Raw genomic sequence first — 24,087 nt, 5'->3', positions numbered from 1 at the left:
CTCGGTAACAAATCGTGCACCAAGGAGGAATTTCATGGACCGCGTTGTCCCGTCCCGCTGGCCGGCGCTGCTGGTGCTCTGCGCGGGCAGCCTGATGATCATCCTGGATGGCACCGTCGTCGCGGTGGCGCTGCCCGCCGTGCAACGCGATCTGGGCTTCACCGCCGCTGGCCTGGCGTGGGTGGTCAACGCCTACCTGGTCGCGTTCGGCGGGCTGTTGCTGCTCGCCGGCCGACTCGGCGACCTGCTCGGCCGACGGGGGGTCTTCCTGGCCGGCGTCGCGCTGTTCACCCTGGCCTCGCTGGCCTGCGCGGTCGCCACCGGGCCGGCCCTGCTGGTGGGCGCACGGTTCGGCCAGGGCGTCGGCGGGGCGCTGGCCATGGCGGTCAGCCTCGGCATGATCGTCCGGCTCTATCCCGAACCGGCCGAGCGCGCCCGCGCCATCGCCGTCTTCAGCTTCACCGGCGCGGCCGGCGCGTCGATCGGCACCGTCGCCGGTGGGGTGCTCACCGACGTGGCCGGGTGGCGGGCGATCTTCCTGGTCAACCTGCCGATCGGGGCCGCCATCCTGCTCGCGGCCGTCCGCAGGCTCCCCGCCGACCAGGGAATTGGCCTGCGGGCCGGCCTGGACCTGCCCGGCGCGCTGCTCGCCACCGCCGGTCTGATGTCCGCCGTGCTGGGCATCGTGGGAACGGGCGAGCACGGCTGGACCAGCCCCCGAACCCTCGGCGCGGTGGCCCTCGCGGCGCTGCTGCTCGGCGGGTTCGCGCTACGCCAACGGGTCGCGACGACCCCGTTGCTACCGGCGCGGGTGCTGCGGGTTCCGGGTCTGGTGGCGGCGAACGCCGTGCAGTTCCTCATGGTCTCCGCGTACTTCGGTTTCCAGTTCCTGCTCGCCGTGGAGCTGCAACTGGTGCTCGGGCTGGACCCGGCCGCGACCGGCTGGGCCTTCCTGCCCACCCCGGTCGTGATCGCGGTGGTGTCGCTCGGCCTGGCCGGTCGGCTGATCGCCCGATGGGGCGCCCGCACCGTGCTGCTGGCCGGGCTCGGCCTGGCGGCCATCGGCTTCCTGCTGCTCGCCCGGCTGCCCGCCGACGGTGCCTACGTCGCCGACGTACTTCCCGCGATGCTGATCTTCGGGGTGGCCGGCGGTCTGACCCTGCCGGCCGTCACCACCCTGGCCATGGCCGGCGCGACCGACGCGGACGCCGGGCTCGCCTCCGGCCTGGCCAACACCACCCAGCAGGTCGGCGGCGCGGTCGGCCTGGCCGCGCTGGCCACCCTGGCAGCCGCTCGCAGTGACGGCTTGCGGGCTGCCGGCTGGGCCGAGACGGCCGCGCTGGCCGGCGGCTATCGGACGGCGTTCGCCGTGGCCGCTGCCCTGGTGGTCGCCGCGTTGCTGGTGGCGCTGAGCACGCTGCCGGGCGCCCGGCCCGCCGGGATCGATCGGCACGTCAGGTTGACCGACGACACCGGGGCCGGGAGGGTGGTCGGGTGAGTGAGGCCGATGAATCCCGGGACGGCGTGGCCCTGACCAACCTGGACCAGCCGCTGTCCGACCGTGACGACGCGACCAAACGTGACCTGGTGGACTACCTCGACGCGGTCAGTGAGCGGATCCTCCCGCAGTTACGGGGTCGGCCGCTGTCGGTGATCCGGGTCCGCCCCGGCCAGCCGCCGTTCATGCAGAAGAACCTGCCCCGCTACACCCCGGACTGGGTCCGCCGGGTGCCGGTCTGGGCGGAGGCGTCGCACCGGGAGATTTCGTACGCGCTCTGCGACGACCGCCGCACCCTGCTCTGGTTCGCCAACCAGCGGGCGGTGGAGTACCACCCGACACTGGCCACCGCGGCGGATCCGCACCGCCCGACCCACCTGGTGCTCGACCTGGACCCACCCGAGGGCGACGGCTTCCGCGCGGCCGTCGCCGCGGCCCTGCTGGTCCGCCAGGCACTCGCCGATGCCGGCCTGGCCGGCGCGGTCAAGACCAGCGGCGCCAAGGGCGTGCACGTCTTCGTTCCGGTGGCCGACGAGCCCACCGCGGAGGAGTTGGCCGCCGCCACCCGGGCGCTCGCCGTCCGCGCCGAGCGGCTCGACCCGGCGCTGGCCACCACGGCGTACATCAAGGAGGACCGGGGTGGCCGGGTCTTCGTGGACGCGACCCGCGCCGGCGGGGCGACCGTGGCGGCCGCGTACAGCCCTCGGCTGCGCCCCGGGACGCCGGTCTCCTTCCCGGTCGACTGGGCCGACCTGACCGAGGTGGCCCCCGCCGACTTCACCATCCGGACCGCGCCGACGCTGCTCGGTGCCGGTGATCCGTGGGCCGCGCTGATGCCGGCGCCGCAGCCGCTCCCCGCCGACCTGGTGGCCGAGGGTCGGACCATCCCGGTGGCCCGGGTGCAGGCCATGCACGAGGGAAAGCGCCGGGCCCGCGCCCGGCGGCAGGTCGATTGACGGTGGGTTGTGGCACGATTTTCCAGGTGACCAGCAAACCCGACGCGACGCAGCGACTCAGCGACCTCGCGCGGCTGCGCCGGGTCCGCGACCGGATCGACCGGGAGTACGCGTCTCCGCTGGACGTCGAGGCGCTCGCCCGGGGCGCGCACATGTCGTCCGGGCACCTCAGCCGCGAGTTCCGGCTCGCCTATGGCGAATCTCCGTACAGCTACCTGATGACGCGCCGGATCGAGCGGGCGATGGCGCTGTTGCGTCGTGGCGACCTGAGTGTCACCGAGGTCTGTTTCGCGGTCGGTTGTTCGTCGTTGGGCACCTTCAGCACCCGCTTCACCGAGTTGGTGGGCGTGCCGCCCAGCGTCTACCGCCGGCAGGCGGCGCAGGCGACGGTGGGGATGCCGTCCTGCGTGGCGAAGCAGGTGACCAGACCGATCAGGAATCGAGAAGCGCAGGTCACGGAGTCGCAACTAGCGTGACGGCCATGGACATCACCATTCACTCGAGTTTCCTTCCGCACACCGACCCCGACGCCTCGCTGGCCTTCTACCGCGACACCCTCGGCTTCGAGGTTCGCAACGACGTCGGCTACGGGGGGATGCGCTGGATCACGGTCGGGCCCGCGGGTCAGCCCACGACGTCGATCGTCCTGCACCCGCCGGCCGCCTCCCCCGGGATCACCGACGACGAGCGCCAGACCATCCTCGAACTGGTGGCCAAGGGCAGCTACTTCGGCGTCAACCTGGCCACCGAAGACCTCGACGCCACGTTCGCCAAGCTGGAGGCCAGCGACGCCGAGGTCGTCCAGGAGCCGACCGAGCAGCCGTACGGCGTACGGGACTGTGCCTTCCGGGACCCCGCCGGCAATATGATCCGCATCCAGGAAGTGCGCTGACCGTCCCGCACGACAGATGGAGACAGGATGAGCACGGCCAACCAGCCGTCCGCGCCGCACGTTGCCGACAGCCATGACCTGATCCGCGTGCAGGGCGCGCGGGTCAACAACCTCAAGGACGTCAGCGTCGAGATCCCGAAGCGCCGGCTGACGGTGTTCACGGGGGTCTCCGGCTCCGGCAAGAGCTCGTTGGTGTTCGGCACCATCGCCGCCGAGTCGCAGCGGATGATCAACGAGACCTACAGCGCCTTCGTGCAGGGCTTCATGCCGACGCTGGCGCGACCCGAGGTCGACCTGCTGGATGGCCTCACGACGGCGATCATCGTGGACCAGGAGCGGATGGGCGCGAACTCGCGATCCACCGTCGGCACCGCCACCGACGCCAACGCGATGCTGCGCATCCTGTTCAGCCGGCTCGGGCAGCCGCACATCGGCTCGCCCAACGCGTACTCCTTCAATGTCCCCTCGGTGAGGGCCACCGGCGCCATCACCGTCGAGCGCGGCGCCGGCAAGACGAAGACGGAGAAGGCGACCTTCACCCGCCTCGGCGGCATGTGTCCGCGTTGCGAGGGCATGGGCGCGGTCACCGACATCGACCTGTCGGCGCTGTACGACGACAGCCTCTCGCTCAACGAGGGCGCGATCACGATCCCGGGTTACAGCATGGAGGGCTGGTACGGCCGGATCTTCCGTGGCTGCGGCTACTTCGACCCGGACAAGCCGATCGGCAAGTACGGCAAGCGGGAGCTGCAGGACCTGCTCCACCGGGAACCAACCAAGATCAAGATCGACGGGATCAACCTGACGTACGTGGGTCTGATCCCGCAGATCCAGAAGTCCTTCCTCTCCAAGGACATCGACGCGTTGCAGCCGCACATCCGTGCCTTCGTGGAGCGGGCGGTGACCTTCACGACCTGTCCCGACTGCGACGGCACCCGGCTCAGCAAGGAAGCGCTGTCGTCGAAGATCAAGGGTAGGAACATCGCCGACGCCTGCGCGATGCAGATCAGCGACCTGGCTGCCTGGGTACGGGAAATCGAGGAACCGTCGGTGTCCCCGTTGCTGGCGGGGCTGCAACACCTGCTCGACTCGTTCGAGGAGATCGGGTTGGGCTACCTCTCGCTCGACCGGCCGTCGGGCACCCTCTCGGGCGGCGAGGCGCAGCGCACCAAGATGATCCGCCACCTCGGCTCTTCGCTCACCGACGTCACCTACGTCTTCGACGAGCCGACGATCGGGCTGCACCCGCACGACATCCAGCGGATGAACGAGCTGCTGCTGCAGTTGCGCGACAAGGGCAACACCGTGCTGGTCGTGGAGCACAAGCCGGAGGCCATCGCCATCGCCGACCACGTCGTCGATCTCGGTCCCGGAGCCGGTACGGAGGGCGGTGCCGTCTGCTACGAGGGCACCCTGGAAGGCCTGCGGGCCAGCGGCACCATCACCGGCCGACACCTCGACGACCGGGCCGCTCTCAAGGAGACGGTCCGGACGCCCACCGGCAAGCTGGAGATCCGTGGGGCGACGGCCAACAACCTGCACGACGTCGACGTCGACGTACCGCTCGGGGTGCTCGTCGTCGTGACCGGTGTCGCCGGCTCCGGCAAGAGCTCGCTCGTGCACTCCTCGATCCCCGCGGGCGCGGGTGTGGTCTCGATCGACCAGGGCGCGATCCGTGGCTCGCGGCGGAGCAACCCGGCCACGTACACCGGGTTGCTCGACCCGATCCGCAAGGCGTTCGCGAAGGCCAACGGTGTGAAGCCGGCGCTGTTCAGCGCCAACTCCGAGGGCGCCTGCCCGAGCTGCAACGGCGCCGGTGTCATCTACACCGACCTGGGGATGATGGCCGGTGTCGCCGCCCCCTGCGAGGACTGCGAGGGGAAGCGGTTCCAGGCATCCGTGCTGGAATACCGCTTCGGTGGCCGCGACATCAGCGAGGTGCTCGCGATGTCGGTGACGGAGGCCGAGAAGTTCTTCGGCGCGGGCGAGGCACGTACGCCGGCCGCGCACGCCATCCTCGACCGCCTCGCCGACGTCGGGCTCGGCTACCTCAGCCTGGGGCAGCCGCTCACGACCCTGTCCGGCGGCGAGCGGCAGCGACTCAAGCTGGCCACCCACATGGCCGAGAAGGGTGGCACCTACGTCCTCGACGAGCCGACCACCGGCCTGCACCTGGCCGACGTCGAGCAGCTGCTCGGCCTGCTCGACCGCCTCGTCGACGCCGGCAAGTCGGTGATCGTCATCGAGCATCACCAGGCGGTCATGGCGCACGCGGACTGGATCATCGACCTCGGCCCCGGCGCCGGCCACGACGGCGGCCGGATCGTCTTCGAGGGCACACCCGCCGACCTCGTCGCCGCCCGCTCCACCCTCACCGGCGAGCACCTGGCGGCGTACGTCGGCACCTGAGCGGAGGCCGTCGCCGCCGGTCGACCGACTACGCGACCGGCGGCGACGGCTCGCGCTGTGCCGTCGTGGCGGCGAGGACCCCGCACGTGGCGGTAAGCAGTCCGAGGACGGTCGTGCTCGGGTTGACGTACCCGGGCACGGCTGAGGTGACATACGTGCCGCCGCCGGTGAGGCGGCACTCGAAGCGGATCGGTAGGTAGCTGACCTCGTACCCGTTGACCTGGCTGGCCCGCTGCGGCCCGGCCTCCCGACAGGGTTCGATCGGGAAGGAGCCAGCTCCGCCGTCCTCCGCCCGCAGCACCGCGTAGCCGAGGTGGAGCAGACCCCACGCGTACATGGCGACGGTGCCGGCACCGGCGAGGAGCGCCGCCGTCCGCAGCCAACCCGGCCGGTCACGTCCGCCTTCCCGGAACACCGCTCTGAGGCTACGGACGGTGAGGACCGTCGCGGTGGTGGCCCCGGCGAGCGCGGCGAGGAGCAGAACGAGGAACAGCACGGCGACATTCTCGAGCATCCGCGCTCGCTGGCCTTAGCGGGCTAGCTGCACCGTCGGCCGGAGACTAGGAACGGGCTCTCAGGGGTGGGGTGCTGGCCGGCGGCTTGCGATGCTGGGTGGCCTGCTCGTAGTCGTAGGCCATGGCGAGCAGGGTGGGCTCGGTGAACGGCAGGCTGAGAAGTTCGACTCCGATCGGCAGGTGGTCGGGAGTGAACCCGGCTGGCATGGTCAGTGCCGGGAAGCCGGTGTTGGCCGACAACGGGCAGGTGCTGCCCGGCTGGCTCTCCGGAATCTTCGTGGCCTGCTGCATGACCGTGGGGTAGAGGACGGCGTCGAGGTCGAGGCTCGCGATGAGCTCGCGCAGTGCGTTCTGCAGCTCGGTGCGGGTCAGCAACCGCTGGAGGTACGCGTCGGTGGGCTGCGAGCGACCCAACCGGCCCTGCAGCGTGGCGAGCACGGTCGGAGTGACCTTGCCGGAGGTGACGATGTCGGCCAGGGTGACCTGGTCGCGCGGCTCCTCCAGAGCGGCCAGACCTTCCGGGAAGGTGATCCCGGGTTGGGCGAGGTAGCGGTTGAGGTCCCGCTCGAACTCGTCGTTGACCACGTCCGACCCGGCGACCAGCTCGAGGATCCGCTGCTGGTGGCCGATATCGACCACGGTGGCGCCCTGCGCGGACATGTCGGCCGCCGCCTGCCGGATGAGATCGGTGGCGGGTTGCTCGACGGCGGTCGTGCCCAGCACGTCGGTGAGGACGCCGATCCGCTTACCGCGTAGCGCCTGAGTGCTCAGCGACGAGGTGTAGCTCTCCGGTGTCTGGCCGATCGAGGCGGCGGTCACCGAGTCCTTGACGTCATAACCGACGGTCGCGTCGAGGACCAGCGCGACGTCCCTGACTGACTTACCGATCGGGCCGCCGACGTCCTGGGTCGCCGACATCGGCTGGATGCCGTCCCGGCTGGACAGTCCGAGGCTCGGGCGCAGCCCGACCAGGCCGTTGTGGGCAGCCGGGATGCGGATCGAACCGCAGGTGTCCGAGCCCATGCCGACCGGGGCGAAACTCGCCGCCACCCCGGCTGCGGTGCCTCCGCTGGAGCCGCCGGGGTTGCGGGTCTGGTCGTACGGGTTGCGGGTCTGGCCGCCGAGGGAGCTGATCGTGGTGATGCCGGAGGCGTACTCATGCAGGTTGGTCTTGGCGATGATGATCGCGCCGGCCGCGCGCAGCTTCGCCACCTGGGTGGCGTCGTCAGGTGGCCTTGTTCCGGCGAGTGCCTCGGAGCCGTTGGTGGTCGGCATGTCGTGCGTGTCGTAGTTGTCCTTCACCAGGATCGGAATGCCGTGCAGTGGTCCGCGAACCCTGCCCTTGCGCCGTTCGGTGTCGAGCTTCGCGGCCTCGTCGAGGGCGTCGTCGTTCACGGTGATGACAGCGTTGATGCCGGGTTGGTCGCCGTAGGCGTCCTCGAAGGCGTCGATGCGGCGCAGGTACTCGCGCACCAGTTGGACCGAGGTCACCTGCCTGCGTTGCAGCAATTGGCGCAGGTCGTCGACGCCCATGGTGACGACATCGTTGGCCAGACCGGGTCGGCTCAGGAGAGGAGGAGTGGCTGTCGACGCGTTGGGGGCGACCAGCGCGCCCGCGGCGAGACCGAGGGCCAGGACGGACGAGGCGAGGCGACGACGGCGGGCGAACGGGATGCCGATATTGATGTGCATGGCGCCGAGTTTCGGCTCATTCCCCTGTGGAGGACATCCGGCTAGCCTGACCAGATCCCCTAGTCAGTACCCGTAAGGGCCGGCGTGGCTCCGATCGAGGAGGAACCGGGCGGTGGCGTCGATGACGTCCTCGAAGTGCCCGCTGTGGCCGGGGTAGTGGAAACCATGCTCGGCCTGTTCGTATTCGAGCAGCGTGCACTCGTTGCCGGCCTGCACCATCGCGTCTCGGAACCGCCGCACGTGCTCGATCGGCTCCACCTCGTCGGCGGTGCCGTGGTGAATCAGCATCAGCGGACTCCCTGGCCGTACGAACTCGATCAGCGAGTACTCGATCGCCCGTCCCGTGGCGATGCCGACCTCCTGTTCGATGGAACGCTGACGCTCCGGCGAGAAGGCGAGAAGATCCAGGCCCGCCGGGTTGAGGGCCACGACGGCCGCGACACCGGGTCCGGGCACCGTTGGGGTCGTACCGGAGGCTGTCAGCGCGGCGACCAGCGCGAGATGGGCACCGGCCGAGCTGCCGCCCGAGGCCAGACACGACGGCTTGAGCCCGCGTGCCGCGGCCAGCCGCGTGAAGTGCTCCACCGCCTGCCGGACGTCGGCGACGCAGTCGTCGATACTCGCCGCGCCCTGGCCGAGCAGTCGGTACCCGGCCGACACCGCGAAGATTCCGCGCGACCCCAGCTCACGGCAGTGTGCGACCAGCCCGTCCGCCGATCCCGAGCGCAGGCCGCCCCCGTGGAACAGGACGATGCCGGCCGCGAGTGGGGTGCCGTCGGCCGGATCGAAGACCAGCAGGGGCAGTTTGCTGCCGTCGACGGTCTCGTAGACCATCGAAGATTCGCGGCAGGCTGCCATGACCAGCATTCGACCATCAACCGCAGACGACAGCCAACGACCTGTCGGCCGGTCAACGCGAAGATGCCCCGGCCGGATGGCCGGGGCATCTTCGACTGGTCTGTGCCCCCGGCAGGATTCGAACCTGCGCCCCCGCCTCCGGAGGGCGGTGCTCTATCCCCTGAGCTACGGGGGCTCAGCGACTGGAGAAGACTAGCAAACCAGCCCCCCGTACGCCGAATCGGTATCGGGTGAGCCGATCGTGTCGGCAACCGCCTACCCGGTGCTCAGGCCGCGACCGCCCGCCCACAGCTGGGCAGCGGGTGCAGGACGATTCGCCGGGGGAGCCGGCGTGGCCACTCGTTGCGCGGCCAGGAGCCGTCCACGATCAGGTGCACGGTGCGCTGCTCCTCGCCACTGAGCCGCAGCACGAAGTCGCGGGGGAGCGGCGGGTCGACCGTCGGCGTGGTGATCATGAAGCGCACCCGGCCACGCGACGAGACCGCGGAGATCACGTCGGCTGTCGGCATGGTGCCGCGCAGCCGGACCCGGCCGATCCAGTAGACCTCCGCGAGGTGCTCCTGGGCGGCCCGGGTGATCGCCGGGTACTCGCTGCGGACCCAGCGCTCGACCGCGCTGACGCAGAGCCCGCAGGCCCGCTCGCGCGGCTCGCGCGGACCCAACCCCCAGGCCCGGAGGTACGCCCCGACCGCGCCAGGATCCAGCGGCAGGTCGAATCGGCGCTGGATGAGCGTGGTGAGGCTCTGCCGTGTCCACAGCTCCTCGTCCAAGCCGAACTCGTCGGGGTGGACGCCCCGCAGTGTGTCGATCAGTTCGAGTTCCTGTTCGCGGCTGAGCATTCCCGGCTCGCCCTGCCGCTGTCCGCGACGGACGGCTGCCACCGCCCCGTCACCGCCGATGGTGTGGCGTCGGCACCAACTGGTGACCGAACGCCGTGCGTCTCTGAGTGCAACCCCCACGTCTTGGGCAACGAGCACGAATCGCAACTGGTCACGATATGTGGGGAGAAAACTCTCTAAGCAACGTAATCGGTTGGACCGCTCGAATCGCCCGTAAGGGGCATCAGCGGACGATATTGCACGACACGCCCCTGTGGGGGTCGATTTGATCATGCGCCCGGCGCTGGAAGGGGTGCTCAGCGCCCTTGATCGACTCCGTTTCGCCGATGTGGGGGTATCCGCACGCGATGACACCCCCACATCGGCGACCTGGAGTCGATCAAGGGCGCCGACCTGGGGTCGATCACTGCGGTGCCGTTGAGCGTGTCCGGCTGACACGAGCGGGCCCGCGTCCCGCTGACGTACGGCGGTGACGCGGGCCGGGTTTGCCCGTCCGGTCGATCAGCCCTTGGCCTGGGCCTGGAGCTGCTTGAGGTTGTTCAGTTCGGTCTGCTGGGTGGACTTCATGACCTGTGCCACCCGCAGCACCTCGGCGTTGTCGGTCTCGCCGAGCGCCGCGTCGATCATGTGGATGCCGCCCAGGTGGTGGTTGTACATCAAGGTCAGGAACTGCCGGTCGACCTCGATGCCCTGAGCGTCGCGCAGGGCGGCCATCTGCTGCGGCGTGGCCATCCCCGGCATCAGCCCGTCCTTGACGGTGGCTCCGTCGGACATCCACGACATCGGCGGCTGCGACCCGGTCGGGCTCAGGTCCCATTCGCGCAGCCAGGTCTGCATGGCCCCGATCTCGCCCTGCTGCCCGGTGGCGATGTCGACGGCGATCTGCCGCACCTCGGGAAGCGTCGCGGACCGGTACGCGAGCAGGCTCATCTCCACCGCTTGGGCGTGGTGGGTCGTCATGTCCCGCGCGAAGCCCGCCTCGACCGACGCGTCCCCGGGTCGGGTGAGCCGTGGGGTGAGCAGACCGCCGGCGTACCCGAGGAGCAGCCCCACCACCACCATGATGGCGAGCGCCAGCACGCCGTAGCGTCGCGCCGGGGCCCGGCCGCCCTCTTCCGGGGCGGCCTGGACCTCGTCGTAATCGCTGTCGGTGGTGGCGGGAGCAGTCATTTCGGTCCTTACTGGGTGGGCGGCTGCTGCTGAAGCTCACGCGGCGTGGTGCCGGTGGCGGTGATGCCCGTGTTGCACAGCGCCGTCGGGCCCTCGACGGAGGCGTTCACCCGCAGGTCCTTGATGAACTCGTCGATCCGCGAGTCGTCGGCGTTGTCGACCTTGAGCTGGTAGCCCCAGGCCTGGAGCGAGATCGGCTTGTCCAGGCCCTCGTACGGGCTCATCAGCGTCTTCTCGACGCCGCGCACCTTGCCGGCGAGCTTGTCGACCTGGTCCTTCGGCAGGTCCGGCCGGTAGGTGACCCAGACGGCGCCGTGCTCCAGGCTGTGCACCGCGTGCTCGTTGGCGATCGGGGCGTCGTAGACGTCGCCCATGCAGTTCTGCCAGGCGGCGTTGTGCACCCCACCCACCGGCGGCGAGTAGTTCCAGGTCAGCGGGCCCGACTTGTGCGACTCGTACTTCAGGCTGTCCGGGTCGGACTTGCGGATGTTGGCGATGCCGTCGATGGCGTTGGCCCGCTTGTCCCACGGCTTCGCGCCCTGGAACGACGCCCACGCGCCGTAACCGATGATCCCGGCCGCGAGCACGCCCACCGCGACGAAGAGCGCGATCGGGCCCCAGGCCCGACCCTGGCTCACCTTGACCGGGGTGACCGGCTTGCGCGGGCCCTTGCCACCGGCCCGGGGGGAGCCCGCCGGCTTGCCCGTCGGCTTGCCGGAACCGGCCTTGGCGCCGGACGCCGGCCGGCCCGCGGCCGGCTTCTTGCCGGTGCTGACCACGGTCGGGCGGCGCTCAGGGCCACCCGGGGTGCTGATGCTCATCGTGCCTCGTCAAGTCGGTCGGTCAGGGGAGTGGCGGGCCGGATGACGCGCAGGGGAGCCGCCGAGTGCCCGAGTCTACCCCCGATAACATGGTTGGGTGACTCCTGCAGAACTAGCCTCGGTCGTCCTTGCCGCCGCCCACGCCGTCTTCGAGCAGCGTGGGCTCGACCGCGCCGCGCTGCCGGCGAGCACGGTGGTGGAGCGACCGCGCAACCCCGAGCATGGCGACTACGCCTCGACGCTCGCTCTGCAGTTGAGCAAGAAGGTGGGCGTGCCGCCCCGGGAACTGGCCGCCGCCCTGTCCGACGAGCTGGGCCGGGCACCGGGTATCAAATCGGTAGAAATCGCCGGCCCGGGCTTCCTGAACATCCGGCTCGACGCGGCCGCCGCCGGTCAGCTCGCCCGGGTGATCGTCGAGGCCGGCGCGGAGTACGGCCGCAGCGACCGGCTCGCCGGCGAGAGGATCAACCTGGAGTTCGTCTCCGCCAACCCGACCGGCCCCGTGCACATCGGCGGGGTCCGCTGGGCGGCCGTCGGCGACGCGCTGAGCCGGCTGCTGCGTGCCACCGGCGCCGACGTCGGCACGGAGTACTACTTCAACGACGCCGGTTCACAGATCGACCGGTTTGCCCAATCGCTGCTCGCCGCCGCCAAGGGTGAGCCGGCGCCGGAGGACGGCTACGGCGGGGCGTACATCGCCGAGATCGCCACCGAGGTGCAGTCCCGCCGGCCGGAGGTGCGGTCTCTCGACGACGCCGCCGCCCAGGAGGTCTTCCGGGTCGAGGGCGTCGCGCTGATGTTCGACGAGATCCGCTCCTCGCTGCGCGACTTCGGGGTGGAGTTCGACACCTACTTCAACGAGAAGGACCTGCACGACCGGGGCGAGTTGGACCTGGCGCTGAACCGGCTGCGCGAGCAGGGTCACCTCTACGAGTCCGAGGGCGCCACCTGGCTGCGCACCACCGACTTCGGCGACGACAAGGACCGGGTGCTGCGCAAGTCCAACGGCGAGTGGACGTACTTCGCCGCGGACTGCGCCTACTACCTGGACAAGCGGGAGCGCGGCTTCGAGCGGGTCGTGATCATGCTGGGCGCCGACCACCACGGCTACATCGGCCGGATGAAGGCGATGGCCGCCTGCTTCGGCGACGACCCGGAGCGCAACCTGGAGATCCTCATCGGGCAGCTGGTCAACCTGCTGCGCGACGGCGCCCCGATGCGGATGAGCAAGCGGGCCGGCACCGTGATCACCCTGGAGGACCTGGTCGACGCGATCGGGGTGGACGCCTCCCGGTACGCGCTGGCCCGCTACTCCAGCGACTCCCCGATCGACATCGACATCGAGCTGTGGACCCGGGCGACCCGCGACAACCCGGTCTACTACGTGCAGTACGTCGCCGCACGGACGGCGGGTGTCGCCCGCAACGCCGCCGAGGTGGGGCTGGTGCCGGGCGCCGCTGACGCGTTCCGCCCCGATCTGCTCGACCACGAGAAGGAGAACGAGCTGCTCAAGGCGCTCGCCGAGTTCCCGGCGGTGGTGGCGACCGCGGCCGAGCTGCGTGAGCCGCACCGGGTGGCCCGCTACCTGGAGGAGAGCGTCGCGGCCTCCTACCACCGGTTCTACGACAACTGCCGAGTGCTGCCGTTGGGCGACGAAGAGGTCACCGACCTGCACCGCGCCCGGCTCTGGCTCAACAACGCCACCCGCACGGTGATCGCCAACGGTCTGCACCTGCTCGGCGTCTCCGCACCCGAGAGGATGTGACATGAGGGCTCATGAGGCTGGTGCGCTGCACGCGGACATCAGCAACCGGGGGCCGGCCTGGCTGCATACCCCGGAGGACGTCAACGCCCTGCTGCCGACGCTGTGGCCGCGGTCGGTGACGCGTGGCGCGGACGGCGCGCTGGCCGTCGCGGGCCTGAGCGTCCGTGACATCGCGGCCGAGTTCGGCACCCCGGTGTACGTCCTCGACGAGGCCGACCTGCGCTCGCGCTGCCGCGACTTCCGGGCGGCCTTCCCGACCGAGGACGTCTACTACGCCGGCAAGGCGTTCCTCTGCCGCGCGGTGGTCCGGATGATCGCCGAGGAGGGGCTGCACCTGGACGTCTGCACCGGAGGTGAGCTGGCCACCGCGCTCTCGGCCGGGATGCCGCCGGAGCGGATCGGTTTCCACGGCAACAACAAGTCGGCCGCCGAGTTGAGCCGGGCGCTGGACGCCGGGGTCGGTCGGATCATCGTCGACTCGTTCACCGAGATCGACCGGCTCACCGCGCTGGCCCGCGAGCGCGGGGTTCGCCCCCGGGTGCTGGTCCGGGTCACCGTCGGCGTCGAGGCGCACACCCACGAGTTCATCGCCACCGCCCACGAGGACCAGAAGTTCGGCTTCTCGCTGGCCGGCGGTGCCGCCGCGAACGCCGCGTTCAAGATCCTCGACGAGGGTGTGCTGGAGCTGCGCGGTCTGCACTCGCACATCGGCTCGCAGATCTTCGACGCCAGCGGCTTCGAGGTCTCGGCCCGTCGGGTGCTCGCCCTGCAGTCGCAGATCCGCGACGCGCGCGGGGTGGAGTTGCCCGAGCTGGACCTGGGCGGCGGCTTCGGCATCGCGTACACCACCCAGGACGACCCGGCCACACCGCAGGACCTGGCCAAGCGGCTGCGCAAGATCGTCGACTCGGAGTGCGCGGCGGAGAACCTGGCCGTGCCGCACCTGTCGATCGAGCCGGGGCGGGCCATCGTCGGCCCGTCCGTGTTCACCCTCTACGAGGTCGGCACGGTCAAGAACCTCGACGGCCTCCGGACGTACGTCAGTGTCGACGGCGGGATGAGCGACAACATCCGCACCGCCCTGTACGACGCGTCCTACTCGGCGACGGTGGCCTCCCGGGCCTCGGGCGCGGAGCCGATGCTCGCCCGCGTGGTGGGAAAGCACTGTGAGTCCGGGGACATCGTGGTGAAGGATGAATTCCTGCCCGCCGACGTGCAGCCCGGAGATCTTGTCGCCGTGCCCGGCACCGGTGCGTACTGCCGGAGCATGGCCAGCAACTACAACCATGTGCCCCGGCCACCGGTGATCGCGGTGCGCGACGGCCAGGCGCGCCTGATCGTCCGGCGGGAGACCGAAGAGGACCTGCTCGCATTGGATGTTGGATGACGTCACCTGTGCGCTTGGCGCTGCTCGGCTGTGGCACGGTCGGCCAGGAGGTGGTCCGACTGCTGCACGAGCAGTCGGCCGACCTGGCCGCGCGGATCGGCGCTCCGTTGGAGATCGCCGGCATCGCCGTCCGTCGGCTCGGCCGCGACCGGGGTGACCTGCCGGTCGACGAGTCCCTGTTCACCACCGACGCGCTCGGCCTGATCAAGCGGGACGACGTGGACGTCGTGATCGAGGTGGTCGGCGGCATCGAGCCGGCCCGCGGCTGGCTGGTCGAGGCGTTGCGCGCCGGCAAGAGCGTGGTGACCGCCAACAAGGCGCTGCTCGCCGAGGACGGCGTGGCCCTGCACGAGGCGGCGGCCGAGGGCGGCGGCGACCTCTACTACGAGGCGTCCGTGGCCGGGGCCATCCCGCTGCTGCGCCCGCTGCGCGAGTCGCTGCACGGGGACCGGATCAACCGGGTCACCGGCATCGTCAACGGCACCACCAACTTCATCCTCTCCGCGATGGACGCGACCGGCGCCGGTTTCGCCGAGGCCCTCGAAGAGGCCACCGCTCTGGGCTACGCGGAGGCCGACCCGACCGCCGACGTCGAGGGCTTCGACGCGGCGGCGAAGGCGGCGATCCTCGCCTCGCTGGCGTTCCACACCCGGGTCGGCGCCGCCGACGTGCACCGCGAGGGCATCACCGAGGTGACCGCCGCGGACGTGGCCAGCGCGCAGGCGATGGGCTGCACCATCAAGCTGCTCTGCATCGCGGCCCGGGGCGTCGACCCCACCGGCCGGGAGACGGTCAGCGTCCGGGTGCACCCGGCGATGATCCCGCGCAGCCACCCGCTGGCCAGCGTCGGCGACGCGTTCAACGCGGTCTTCGTGGAGGCGGACGCGGCCGGGCAGCTGATGTTCTACGGTCGGGGCGCCGGGGGCGCGCCGACCGCCAGCGCCGTGCTCGGCGACGTCGTCGCGGTGTCGCGCAACCGGCTCGCCGGGGTCCGCGCGGCCAGCGAGAGCGCGTACGCGGACCTGTCGGTCCGGCCGATGGGCGAGGCGTTGACCCGCTACCACGTCAGCCTCGACGTGGCCGACCGCCCAGGTGTGCTCGCCTCGGTGGCGAGCGTGTTCGCCCGGCACGACGTCTCGATCGCGACCGTGCGGCAGGGTTCGGCGAGTGGGTCGCCCGGTCGTGACGGCGACGCCGAGCTGGTCATCGTCACCCATGTGGCACCGGACGCCGCGCTCGCCGCGACCGTTGGCGAGCTGCGCGGTCTGGACATTGTCCGGTCGGTGACCAGTGTGCTGCGGGTCGAAGGCGGCGCCTGAGTCGTTGAACCATCGGTGGGACGGCTCGCGCGTCCCGCCAGGTGGGTAACCCGGGGTGTGCCATCGACCGCTCCCGCAGGCTGGTCCAAGGTGGTCTGATGCTCGGGTCGGCGCGGCGGTAGAGGCGAGGAGAACGACATGTGGCGGGGTCTGATCGAGGCGTACCGGGATCGGCTGCCGGTCACCGCGGCCACGCCGGTCATCACCCTGCACGAGGGGAACACTCCGCTGTTGCCCGCGCCGGTGCTGTCCGCCCGGATCGGGTGCGACGTGCACCTCAAGGTGGAGGGCGCCAACCCGACCGGCTCGTTCAAGGACCGGGGGATGACCCTCGCGGTGTCCAAGGCGGTCGAGGCCGGCAACAAGGCCATCATCTGCGCCTCCACCGGCAACACCAGCGCCTCCGCCGCGGCGTACGCGGCTCGGGCCGGGTTGACCTGCGCGGTGCTGGTGCCGCAAGGCAAGATCGCATTGGGCAAGCTGGCCCAGGCGCTGGTGCACGGCGCGAAGCTGCTCCAGGTGAACGGCAACTTCGACGACTGCCTGTCGCTCGCCGCGAAGCTGGCTCAGGACCACCCGGTCGCGTTGGTCAACTCGGTCAACATCGACCGGCTGCACGGCCAGAAGACCGCCGCCTTCGAGATCGTCGAGGCGCTCGGTGACGCGCCCGACATCCACTGCCTGCCGGTCGGCAACGCCGGCAACATCTCCGCCTACTGGATGGGGTACGCGGAGGAGCAGGCCGCCGGCGCCACCACCCGGGCCCCCAAGATGTACGGCTTCCAGGCTGCCGGGGCGGCGCCGATCGTGACCGGGCAGGTGGTGCCGGAGCCGTCGACCATCGCCACCGCGATCAGGATCGGCAACCCGGCGAGCTGGACCAAGGCGTTGGACGCTCGGGACGCCTCCGGTGGCCTCATCGCCGCCGTGACCGACCGGGAGATCCTCTCCGCGTACCGACTGCTCGCCCGCGAGGTGGGGGTCTTCGTCGAGTTGGGCAGCGCGGCCAGCGTGGCTGGTCTGCTTCAGCAGGCCGCGGCGGGTGCGGTGCCGCCCGGATCGACGGTGGTCTGCACGGTGACCGGTCACGGGTTGAAGGACCCGGAATGGGCGATCTCCACCGCGCCGGCGCCGTTGACCATCGCGAACGACCCGATGGCCGCCGCCCGCGCCCTCGACCTCGCCTGAGCGCGTCACCGCCGCTCGTGCGGGCCGGGGCCGCGTGACGCTCAACACACGGTGGCGACCGGTGGTACCGGCGGGGAGCGCGCGAGCAGCCTGACGGCGTGGGGGCGGCGGGGGTTCCAGTGATCGGATCCGGCACACTTTCGGGTATCCCCGCCCGCATTCTCGTTCAGGAGTGAGCCAGGCCGATGTCGCTGCTCGCCAGATTCAGCCTCGCCAACCGAGGGCTGATTGCCCTCATCGCGGTGGTGACCACGGTGTTCGGAGCGTTCGCCGTGCCGTCGCTGAAGCAGCAACTGCTGCCGTCGCTCGAGTTCCCGGCCGCGTTCATCGTGGCCGCCTACCCCGGTGCCGGCCCCGAGATCGTCGAGTCGCAGGTGACCGAGCCGATCGAGAACGCCCTCCAGGGCATCCCGGGGTTGGACAAGGTCACCTCCACGTCCCGCGAGGGGTCGGCCACCGTCCAGGTGACGTACGAGTTCGGTACCGACCTGGACGACGTGGTCAACAAGATGCAGACCGCGCTGAGCCGCATCAACGCCCAGCTGCCGGAGAACGTCGACCCCCAGGTCATCGCGGGTAGCACCGACGACCTGCCGGCGGTGGTACTGGCCGCGGCCGGCACGGCCGACGAGCGGGCGCTCGCTGAGAAGCTGAGCGCGACGGTGGTGCCGGAACTGGAGGGCATCGAGGGGGTGCGCACGGTCGAGGTGACCGGCACCCGCGACGACGTCGTGGTGGTCACCCCGGACCCGGCGAAGCTGGCCGCGGCGCAGATCCAGCCGACGGCGATCGGCGCGGCGCTGAAGACGAACGGCGTGGCGGTTCCGGCCGGCGCGGTGAACGACGGCGCGCTGGCCCTTCCGGTGCAGGTCGGTACGCCGATCGCCACCATGGAGGACCTGCGCGGCATCGTGGTCGCCCCGGGCGCGGCACCCGTCCGCCTCGGTGACGTGGCGACGGTCGAGCAGCAGCTCGCCCCTGCCACCGCGATCACCCGGACCAACGGCAAGGACAGCCTCGGCATCGCGGTCACCGCCGCGCCGGACGGCAACGCCGTGCAGATCTCGCACGAGATCCGCGACCGGCTCGCCGACCTGAAGGACGCCTCCGGCGCGGAGCTGACCGTGGTCTTCGACCAGGCTCCGTTCGTCGAGAAGTCGATCGAGTCGTTGACCACCGAGGGCCTGCTCGGCCTGGTGATGGCGGTCATCGTCATCCTGATCTTCCTGCTGTCGGTGCGCTCGACGGTGGTCACCGCGGTCTCCATCCCGCTCTCCGTGCTGGTGGCGCTGATCGCCCTGTGGATCGGTGACTACTCGCTCAACCTGCTCACCCTCGGCGCGTTGACCATCGCGGTCGGCCGGGTGGTCGACGACTCGATCGTGGTGTTGGAGAACATCAAACGACATCTCGAGTACGGCGAGGAGAAGCGGCACGCCATCGTCACCGGCGTCCGCGAGGTGGCCGGTGCGGTGACCGCGTCCACCCTCACCACCGTGGCGGTGTTCGCGCCGATCGCGCTGGTCGGCGGGTTCGTGGGCCAGCTCTTCGCGCCGTTCGCGATCACCGTGACGGTGGCCCTGCTCGCCTCGCTGCTGGTGTCGCTGACCGTGATCCCGGTGCTGGCGTACTGGTTCCTCAAGCCGCGCGGCGGCACCGTGGACGACGAGGCGGTGCGGCGCGCTGCGGAGGAGAAGGAGCTGCGCAGCCCGTTGCAGCGGGCCTACCTGCCGGTGATCGGGTTCGCCACCCGCAAGCGGTCGACCCGGTGGATCACCGTGGGTCTCGGCCTGTTGGTGCTCTTCGCGACCTTCGGCCTGTCCCAGAAGCTGGAGACCAACTTCCTGGACGACTCTGGCCAGGACACCCTCAACATGAGCCAGGAGCTGCCGGCCGGCAGTGGCCTGGCGGCCACCGACGCCGCGGCCAAGCAGGCCGAGTCGGTGCTGTCGGGCACCAAGGGCGTCGAGACGTACCAGGTGACCGCGGGTAGTGGGGACAACCCGTTCGGGGGCGGCGGCGGCAACAACGTCGCCAGCTGGAACCTGGCGCTCGACGGTGACACCGACGCGAAGCAGATGCGTGAGGTGCTGCGCAAGGAGTTCGACAAGCTCGGCGCCAGCGTGGGTGAGATCAGCTTCGGTGGCGGGCAGGAGGCGTCGACCAGCCAGCTTGAGGTGATCGTCCAGGCCAGCGACCCGGAGGTGCTGAACCGGGCCGCCGAGGAAGCCCGAGCGGCGATGGCTGGCGTCCCGGACGTCGAGGACGTCTCCACGAGCCTGGCCGAGCGGGTGCCGCGGGTCGACGTGACGGTCGACCGGGTCGCCGCCGGCCGGGCCGGGCTCACCGAGGCCGCCGTGGGGCAGCTCGTCTCGCAGGCGTTCCGGGGAGCGCCGCTGGGTCAGGTCGCGCTCGACGGTCAGCAGCAGAACGTGGTGCTGCGGTTCGGCTCACAGCCGCCGATGACGCTGGACGAGCTGCGGGCGCTGCCGGTGGGTTCGGTCAAGCTGGACGACATCGCGGACGTCACCCAGGGCGAGGGGCCGCAGCAGGTAAGCCGGATCGACGGTGAGCGCAGCGTGTCGGTGACCGGCGCGGCGACCGGCTCGAACCTGGGCGCGACCAGCGCGGAGCTGCAGAAGCGGTTGGACGCCCTCAACGTGCCGGGTGCGAGCTTCACGATCGGGGGCGTCAGCGCGGACCAGGCGGATGCCTTCGGCGACCTGGGCCTGGCGGTGCTGGTGGCGATCGCGATCGTCTTCCTGATCATGGTGGCCACGTTCCGCAGCCTGACCCAGGCGCTGATCCTGCTGATCTCCATTCCGTTCGCCTCGACCGGCGCGATCGGCCTGCTGCTGATCACCGGGACGGCGCTCGGCGTACCGGCGTTGATCGGTGTGCTGATGCTGGTCGGCATCGTGGTGACGAACGCGATCGTGTTGCTCGACCTGATCAACCAGTACCGGGCGAAGGGCATGGACGTCCGGGAAGCGGTGGTCGAGGGTGGACGGCGGCGGCTGCGCCCCATCCTGATGACCGCGGTGGCGACCATCTTCGCGCTGCTGCCGATGGCGCTCGGGTTGACCGGTGAGGGCGGCTTCATCTCGCAGCCGCTGGCGGTCGTGGTGATCGGTGGTCTGCTCAGCTCGACGCTGCTCACGCTGATCCTGGTGCCGACGCTGTACACGATGGTGGAGCACACCAAGGAGTCGCTGCGGGATCGACGCAACCGGCGGCGCTCCGGCGAGCCGGCGGAGACCGTGGCGGAGACCGACGAGGTGACGGGCCCGAACCAGGTCGCGGTCCCGAGCGGTGCGCCCGCCCCGGCGACGGCCGGGAGCGCACAGCCGGCCGGACGACCCGCCCCGTCGGGCGCGTTGGTGGAGGGCACGGACCAGTTCGAGGTGCTGCGGCTGCCCCGTAGCCGTACCTCGCCACTACCCCCGTCGGAGCCGACCGAGTAAGTAAGGACCAGCAGCACCAGGAACGCCCCCGGCGGGTTTCGCCGGGGGCGTTCCTGCGTCACCGGCCGGGACACTCCGACGGGGAGGACCTGAACCTGCACTTTGTGTCATGCCTTGCATACTCTTAGTGGCTGCGTGGCGGTGTTTGCAGAGCGGGCGGGTGGATGAGCGAGAGCGCGAACGGGTGGTCCCGGCGCGATCTGCTGCGCCGGAGCGGCCTGTTGGCGGGCGGGGCGGCCGTCGGCGCGGGGGCGTCGCAGGCATGGCAGAGCGCCCATCGCCGGTTGCCTCTCGGCGGTGGCCCGGCGAGCGCCACGCTCGTCAACCAGCAGCAGGGCCTCGCGCCCGGGGCGCTGGCGGTCGTCTGGTCGGTGCCGACCGGGCAGCGGCTGGTCGCGCTCACCTTCGACGACGGTCCCGCACCACAGTGGACTCCGCTGGTGCTGGACACCCTGGCCCAGCACCGGGTGCCGGCGACCTTCTTCCTGGTCGGGGCTCAGGTCAGGCGGTACGCCGACGTGGTTCGCGGTCGGCTCGCCGGGCACGAGGTGGGCAACCACAGTTGGACACACCGGGACCTGGCGCAGATGGACGCCGTCGAGGCGTACGACGACCTGAGCCGCAGTCACGACGCGATCGCCGACGCGACCGGGACCGCACCCCGACTGGTCCGCCCGCCCTACGGTCACCTGGGTGGGGCGGTGCTGCACGCGGCGGCCCGGCTCAACTATCGACTGGTGCTCTGGTCGTTGCAGATGGTGGAGCGCGAGTTCCCGGGTGATCCAGCCGGCCACGCCCGACGCGTCGTGGCCGATGTCCGGCCGGGGACGATCGTGCTCGGACACGATGTGGGACCGCCGCGACGGCTGGTCGCGCTACGTGGCCTGCCCGCCATGATCGAGGGGCTGCGGGCGCGCGGTTTCACATTCGTCACCGTCTCCGCGCTGCTGGGAGCAGGCGTGACCCCTACGCCGACCGGGTAGGGTCCCGCTCCGTGGCGTCCACCCTTTCGGTCCTTACCGGCAATCGGAGTTTCCGCAATCTCTTCCTCGCCGAACTGGTGGTCTTCGGCGCCGACTGGTTCGTCATGGTGCCGCTGCTGGTGCTGCTGCCGCACCTGACCGGCAGCGGGGTCTGGGGCGCGTTGGTGTTGGCGGTGGACACCGGCATCGTGGCGCTGCTGCTGCCGTACACCGGCACGATCGCCGACCGCTTCGACCGCCGGAAGATCATGATCGTCGCGAACGTGGCCGCGCTGGTCGGCGTGTTGCTGCTGCTCGGCGTGCGGGACGCCGGAACGGCGTGGCTGGCGCTGGTCGCGATCGGAGTGGTCGCGGTGGCCAAGGCGTTCTACTCGCCGGCCGCCCAGGCCGCGCTGCCGAACGTGCTGGAACCGCACGAGCTGGCCGCCGGTAACGCCGTGGCCGGCTCGGCCTGGGGCACCATGACCGTGGTGGGCGCCTCGCTCGGCGGCGTGCTCAGCACCGCTGCCGGCCCGTACGCTTGCTTCTGGGTGGCGGCGGTGGGCCTGGCGCTGGCCGCGGGCCTCGCCACGCGGATCCGCCGGCCGTTGCAGGCGCCGCGGGACGCCGACCTACCGGTCCAGCGCACCTGGACCGCCGTCCGCGAGGCGCTCGGCTACATCGGTCACCGTCCCCGGGTGCTCGCGCTGGTCACGGTGAAGTCCGCGGTCGGCCTGGGCAACGGCGTGCTGACCGTGTTCCCGTTGCTGGCCGGTGTGTACGGCGTCGGCCCGCTCGGTGCCGGCCTGCTCTTCGCCGTGCGCGGCGCCGGGGCGTTGGTGGGGCCGATCCTGATGCGACGGGTGCTCACCAACCGGTCGTGGCTGCTGCCCGGGCTCGCGCTGTCGATGTCGCTGTACGGCCTGTCCTACCTGGGCGCATCGCTCGTACGGTGGTTTCCGTTGGTGCTGTTGCTGGTCTTCGTGGCGCACTTCGCCGGGGGCAGCAACTGGGTGATGTCGAACTTCGCCCTGCAGGGCGAAGTCCCGGACCGGTTGCGTGGGCGTGTCTTCGCCACCGACATGATGCTCGCGACGCTGGCGATCTCGGTGAGCCAGTTGGCGGTGGCCCTGGTGGTCGACGAGGTGGACGAACGGGTGGTGCTCGCCGGCTGCGGGTTGGTCACCGTCGTGTACGCCGTCGGCTGGCGGATCGCCACCCGCCGACTCTCGCTCACCGACGCGGTCGCAGAGCCGGTGCCGGACCCGGCCGCCTGAATCCGGCGGTCCCAGGCTGCGGGCACCGGACCGGATCGTCGGTGCCGAGCCCTAGCATGAGCGCGTGCCGACGAATTTCACCGCTGGGCCGGTCCGTGTCCGGGTCCCCGCGACCAGCGCCAACCTGGGTCCGGGCTTCGACGCGCTGGGTCTCGCCCTCGGCCTCCACGACGATGTGGCCGCCGAGGTCTCGTCGGGCGGGGTCCGGGTCACGGTGACCGGGCAGGGTGCCGGCGAGTTGCCCGACGACGACCGGCACCTGGTGGTGCGGGCCATGCGAGCCGCGTTCGACGTGCTCGGGGCCCACCCCCCGGGGTTGAGCGTGGAGTGCGTCAACCGGATCCCCCAGGCGCGTGGGCTGGGCTCCTCGTCCGCCGCGATCGTCGCCGGGGTGCTGCTGGCCCGCGCGCTGGTCACCGACGGGGAGCACCGGCTGGACGACTCGGGCGCGCTCCGGCTGGCTGCCGAGATCGAGGGCCATCCCGACAACGTCGCACCGTGCCTGCTCGGCGGTTTCACGTTGGCCTGGTCCGAGTCGACCGGGGCCCGGGCGGTGTCCCTGCCGGTCGCCGACGGGGTGCGCCCCACAGTTTTTGTTCCGGCGGAGCGAGGTTTTACCGCGACCGCGCGGGCCGCGTTGCCGGCCACCGTGCCGCATGGCGACGCTGCGTTTACCGCGGGCCGGGCGGCGCTACTGGTGCACGCGCTCACCGCCGACCCGACTCTGCTGCTGCCGGCCACCGCCGACCGGCTTCACCAGGATTACCGCGCAGCCGGGATGCCGGCCACATCTTCCCTGGTCAACGCGTTGCGAGCGGCCGGTGTGGCAGCTGTGGTCAGTGGGGCGGGGCCGACCGTGCTGGCGTTCAGCGAGCCTCCGGCGAGCTTCCCAGTGGGAACAGATTGGCAGATCTGGCAGTTACCGATAGACGTCAGCGGCGCGCGGGTTGCTCGGGGTAGACTTGGACACGCCGAGCGGGACCCTGTTGCCGCAGGTCGGAAGAGTTGATTACGCTCTAGACCTAGCACAGCCGCGAAGCACGCGATCTCCTGCGGGGCGGCGCACCCCCGAAGC

General features: G+C 70.9%; 19 protein-coding genes and 1 tRNA gene. 13 read left to right on the top strand and 7 right to left on the bottom strand.

All coding sequences use genetic code 11. The features are described 5' to 3' along the window. The first annotated feature begins 34 nt into the window (after positions 1 to 34). Genes HNR20_RS09115 through HNR20_RS09095 form a run of 5 tightly spaced genes read left to right on the top strand, consistent with a single transcriptional unit; the run spans position 35 to position 5,755 of the window. Complete coding sequence (locus tag HNR20_RS09115; RefSeq protein WP_184178184.1) at positions 35 to 1,498, top strand: MFS transporter; 1,464 nt, start codon at positions 35 to 37, stop codon at positions 1,496 to 1,498. After that, complete coding sequence (locus tag HNR20_RS09110; protein ID WP_184178182.1) at positions 1,495 to 2,454, top strand: DNA polymerase domain-containing protein; 960 nt, start codon at positions 1,495 to 1,497, stop codon at positions 2,452 to 2,454. The genes HNR20_RS09115 and HNR20_RS09110 overlap by 4 nt, the downstream gene beginning before the upstream one ends. 26 nt (positions 2,455 to 2,480) lie before the next feature. Then, complete coding sequence (locus HNR20_RS09105) at positions 2,481 to 2,930, top strand: helix-turn-helix transcriptional regulator (protein ID WP_184178180.1); 450 nt, start codon at positions 2,481 to 2,483, stop codon at positions 2,928 to 2,930. A 5-nt stretch (positions 2,931 to 2,935) separates the two neighbouring features. Next, on the top strand, positions 2,936 to 3,346 hold the full coding sequence (locus HNR20_RS09100) for a VOC family protein (RefSeq protein WP_184178178.1): 411 nt from the start codon (positions 2,936 to 2,938) through the stop codon (positions 3,344 to 3,346). Positions 3,347 to 3,373: 27 nt separating this feature from the next. Next, positions 3,374 to 5,755 carry an ATP-binding cassette domain-containing protein gene (locus HNR20_RS09095; protein WP_184178176.1) on the top strand — a complete coding sequence of 794 codons (2,382 nt, stop codon included), beginning with the start codon at positions 3,374 to 3,376 and terminating at the stop codon, positions 5,753 to 5,755. A 28-nt stretch (positions 5,756 to 5,783) separates the two neighbouring features. On the opposite strand, the gene HNR20_RS09090 is transcribed toward HNR20_RS09095, so the two are convergent. From HNR20_RS09090 to HNR20_RS09060, 7 genes are all read right to left on the bottom strand, one after another. Beyond that, positions 5,784 to 6,269, bottom strand: a complete 486-nt coding sequence (locus tag HNR20_RS09090; RefSeq protein ID WP_184178174.1) for a hypothetical protein — start codon at positions 6,267 to 6,269, stop codon at positions 5,784 to 5,786. Between the two features lie 46 nt (positions 6,270 to 6,315). Continuing rightward, the gene (locus tag HNR20_RS09085; protein ID WP_184178172.1) at positions 6,316 to 7,962 is read right to left on the bottom strand and encodes an amidase; all 1,647 of its coding nucleotides are present in this window, start codon (positions 7,960 to 7,962) and stop codon (positions 6,316 to 6,318) included. A gap of 63 nt (positions 7,963 to 8,025) precedes the next feature. Next, positions 8,026 to 8,829: an alpha/beta hydrolase gene (locus HNR20_RS09080; RefSeq protein WP_184178170.1), complete on the bottom strand. Its 804-nt coding sequence runs from the start codon at positions 8,827 to 8,829 to the stop codon at positions 8,026 to 8,028. Positions 8,830 to 8,923: 94 nt separating this feature from the next. Beyond that, positions 8,924 to 8,995 (bottom strand) — tRNA-Arg (locus HNR20_RS09075). A gap of 91 nt (positions 8,996 to 9,086) precedes the next feature. Then, entirely contained in the window at positions 9,087 to 9,779 is a 693-nt protein-coding gene (locus tag HNR20_RS09070) for a winged helix-turn-helix domain-containing protein (protein ID WP_184188208.1), read from the bottom strand. Between the two features lie 381 nt (positions 9,780 to 10,160). Next, positions 10,161 to 10,829, bottom strand: coding sequence for a DUF305 domain-containing protein (locus tag HNR20_RS09065; RefSeq protein WP_184178168.1), 669 nt, complete (start codon positions 10,827 to 10,829; stop codon positions 10,161 to 10,163). Between the two features lie 8 nt (positions 10,830 to 10,837). Then, positions 10,838 to 11,650, bottom strand: a complete 813-nt coding sequence (locus HNR20_RS09060; RefSeq protein WP_184178166.1) for a thioredoxin-like domain-containing protein — start codon at positions 11,648 to 11,650, stop codon at positions 10,838 to 10,840. A 97-nt stretch (positions 11,651 to 11,747) separates the two neighbouring features. Here HNR20_RS09060 and argS point away from each other — a divergent pair, with 97 nt between their 5' ends. From argS to thrB, 8 genes are all read left to right on the top strand, one after another. Continuing rightward, a complete protein-coding gene (gene argS / locus HNR20_RS09055) occupies positions 11,748 to 13,415 on the top strand; it encodes an arginine--tRNA ligase (RefSeq protein ID WP_184178164.1) in 1,668 nt (555 codons plus the stop codon). Between the two features lies 1 nt (position 13,416). After that, on the top strand, positions 13,417 to 14,802 hold the full coding sequence (lysA, locus tag HNR20_RS09050; RefSeq protein ID WP_184178162.1) for a diaminopimelate decarboxylase: 1,386 nt from the start codon (positions 13,417 to 13,419) through the stop codon (positions 14,800 to 14,802). An 8-nt stretch (positions 14,803 to 14,810) separates the two neighbouring features. Continuing rightward, positions 14,811 to 16,121, top strand: coding sequence for a homoserine dehydrogenase (locus HNR20_RS09045; protein WP_184188205.1), 1,311 nt, complete (start codon positions 14,811 to 14,813; stop codon positions 16,119 to 16,121). Between the two features lie 138 nt (positions 16,122 to 16,259). Further along, complete coding sequence (gene thrC / locus HNR20_RS09040) at positions 16,260 to 17,309, top strand: threonine synthase (RefSeq protein WP_184178160.1); 1,050 nt, start codon at positions 16,260 to 16,262, stop codon at positions 17,307 to 17,309. A 185-nt stretch (positions 17,310 to 17,494) separates the two neighbouring features. Then, positions 17,495 to 20,773: an efflux RND transporter permease subunit gene (locus tag HNR20_RS09035; RefSeq protein WP_184178158.1), complete on the top strand. Its 3,279-nt coding sequence runs from the start codon at positions 17,495 to 17,497 to the stop codon at positions 20,771 to 20,773. 164 nt (positions 20,774 to 20,937) lie between these two features. Then, a complete protein-coding gene (locus HNR20_RS09030) occupies positions 20,938 to 21,756 on the top strand; it encodes a polysaccharide deacetylase family protein (protein ID WP_184178156.1) in 819 nt (272 codons plus the stop codon). Between the two features lie 11 nt (positions 21,757 to 21,767). Next, a complete protein-coding gene (locus HNR20_RS09025) occupies positions 21,768 to 23,012 on the top strand; it encodes an MFS transporter (RefSeq protein ID WP_184178154.1) in 1,245 nt (414 codons plus the stop codon). A gap of 64 nt (positions 23,013 to 23,076) precedes the next feature. Continuing rightward, positions 23,077 to 24,021, top strand: a complete 945-nt coding sequence (gene thrB, locus HNR20_RS09020; protein ID WP_184178152.1) for a homoserine kinase — start codon at positions 23,077 to 23,079, stop codon at positions 24,019 to 24,021. Positions 24,022 to 24,087: the final 66 nt, after the last annotated feature.

Origin of the sequence: Micromonospora parathelypteridis, assembly GCF_014201145.1 — a bacterium.
GTDB lineage: Bacteria > Actinomycetota > Actinomycetes > Mycobacteriales > Micromonosporaceae > Micromonospora > Micromonospora parathelypteridis.
The sequence above is the reverse complement of the archived record's forward strand: the minus strand, read 5'-3'. Positions and strand labels throughout refer to the sequence as shown.

What these genes read in the sequence shown, in the direction of transcription:
- HNR20_RS09035 (WP_184178158.1), top strand. Translation starts at nt 17,495, where the DNA reads ATGTCGCTGCTCGCCAGATTCAGCCTCGCCAACCGAGGGCTGATTGCC.
- HNR20_RS09100 (WP_184178178.1), top strand. Translation starts at nt 2,936, where the DNA reads ATGGACATCACCATTCACTCGAGTTTCCTTCCGCACACCGACCCCGAC.
- HNR20_RS09030 (WP_184178156.1), top strand. Translation starts at nt 20,938, where the DNA reads ATGAGCGAGAGCGCGAACGGGTGGTCCCGGCGCGATCTGCTGCGCCGG.
- thrC (WP_184178160.1), top strand. Translation starts at nt 16,260, where the DNA reads ATGTGGCGGGGTCTGATCGAGGCGTACCGGGATCGGCTGCCGGTCACC.
- HNR20_RS09060 (WP_184178166.1), bottom strand. Translation starts at nt 11,650, where the DNA reads ATGAGCATCAGCACCCCGGGTGGCCCTGAGCGCCGCCCGACCGTGGTC.
- HNR20_RS09065 (WP_184178168.1), bottom strand. Translation starts at nt 10,829, where the DNA reads ATGACTGCTCCCGCCACCACCGACAGCGATTACGACGAGGTCCAGGCC.
- HNR20_RS09115 (WP_184178184.1), top strand. Translation starts at nt 35, where the DNA reads ATGGACCGCGTTGTCCCGTCCCGCTGGCCGGCGCTGCTGGTGCTCTGC.
- lysA (WP_184178162.1), top strand. Translation starts at nt 13,417, where the DNA reads ATGAGGGCTCATGAGGCTGGTGCGCTGCACGCGGACATCAGCAACCGG.
- HNR20_RS09095 (WP_184178176.1), top strand. Translation starts at nt 3,374, where the DNA reads ATGAGCACGGCCAACCAGCCGTCCGCGCCGCACGTTGCCGACAGCCAT.
- HNR20_RS09080 (WP_184178170.1), bottom strand. Translation starts at nt 8,829, where the DNA reads ATGCTGGTCATGGCAGCCTGCCGCGAATCTTCGATGGTCTACGAGACC.
- HNR20_RS09090 (WP_184178174.1), bottom strand. Translation starts at nt 6,269, where the DNA reads ATGCTCGAGAATGTCGCCGTGCTGTTCCTCGTTCTGCTCCTCGCCGCG.
- HNR20_RS09085 (WP_184178172.1), bottom strand. Translation starts at nt 7,962, where the DNA reads ATGCACATCAATATCGGCATCCCGTTCGCCCGCCGTCGTCGCCTCGCC.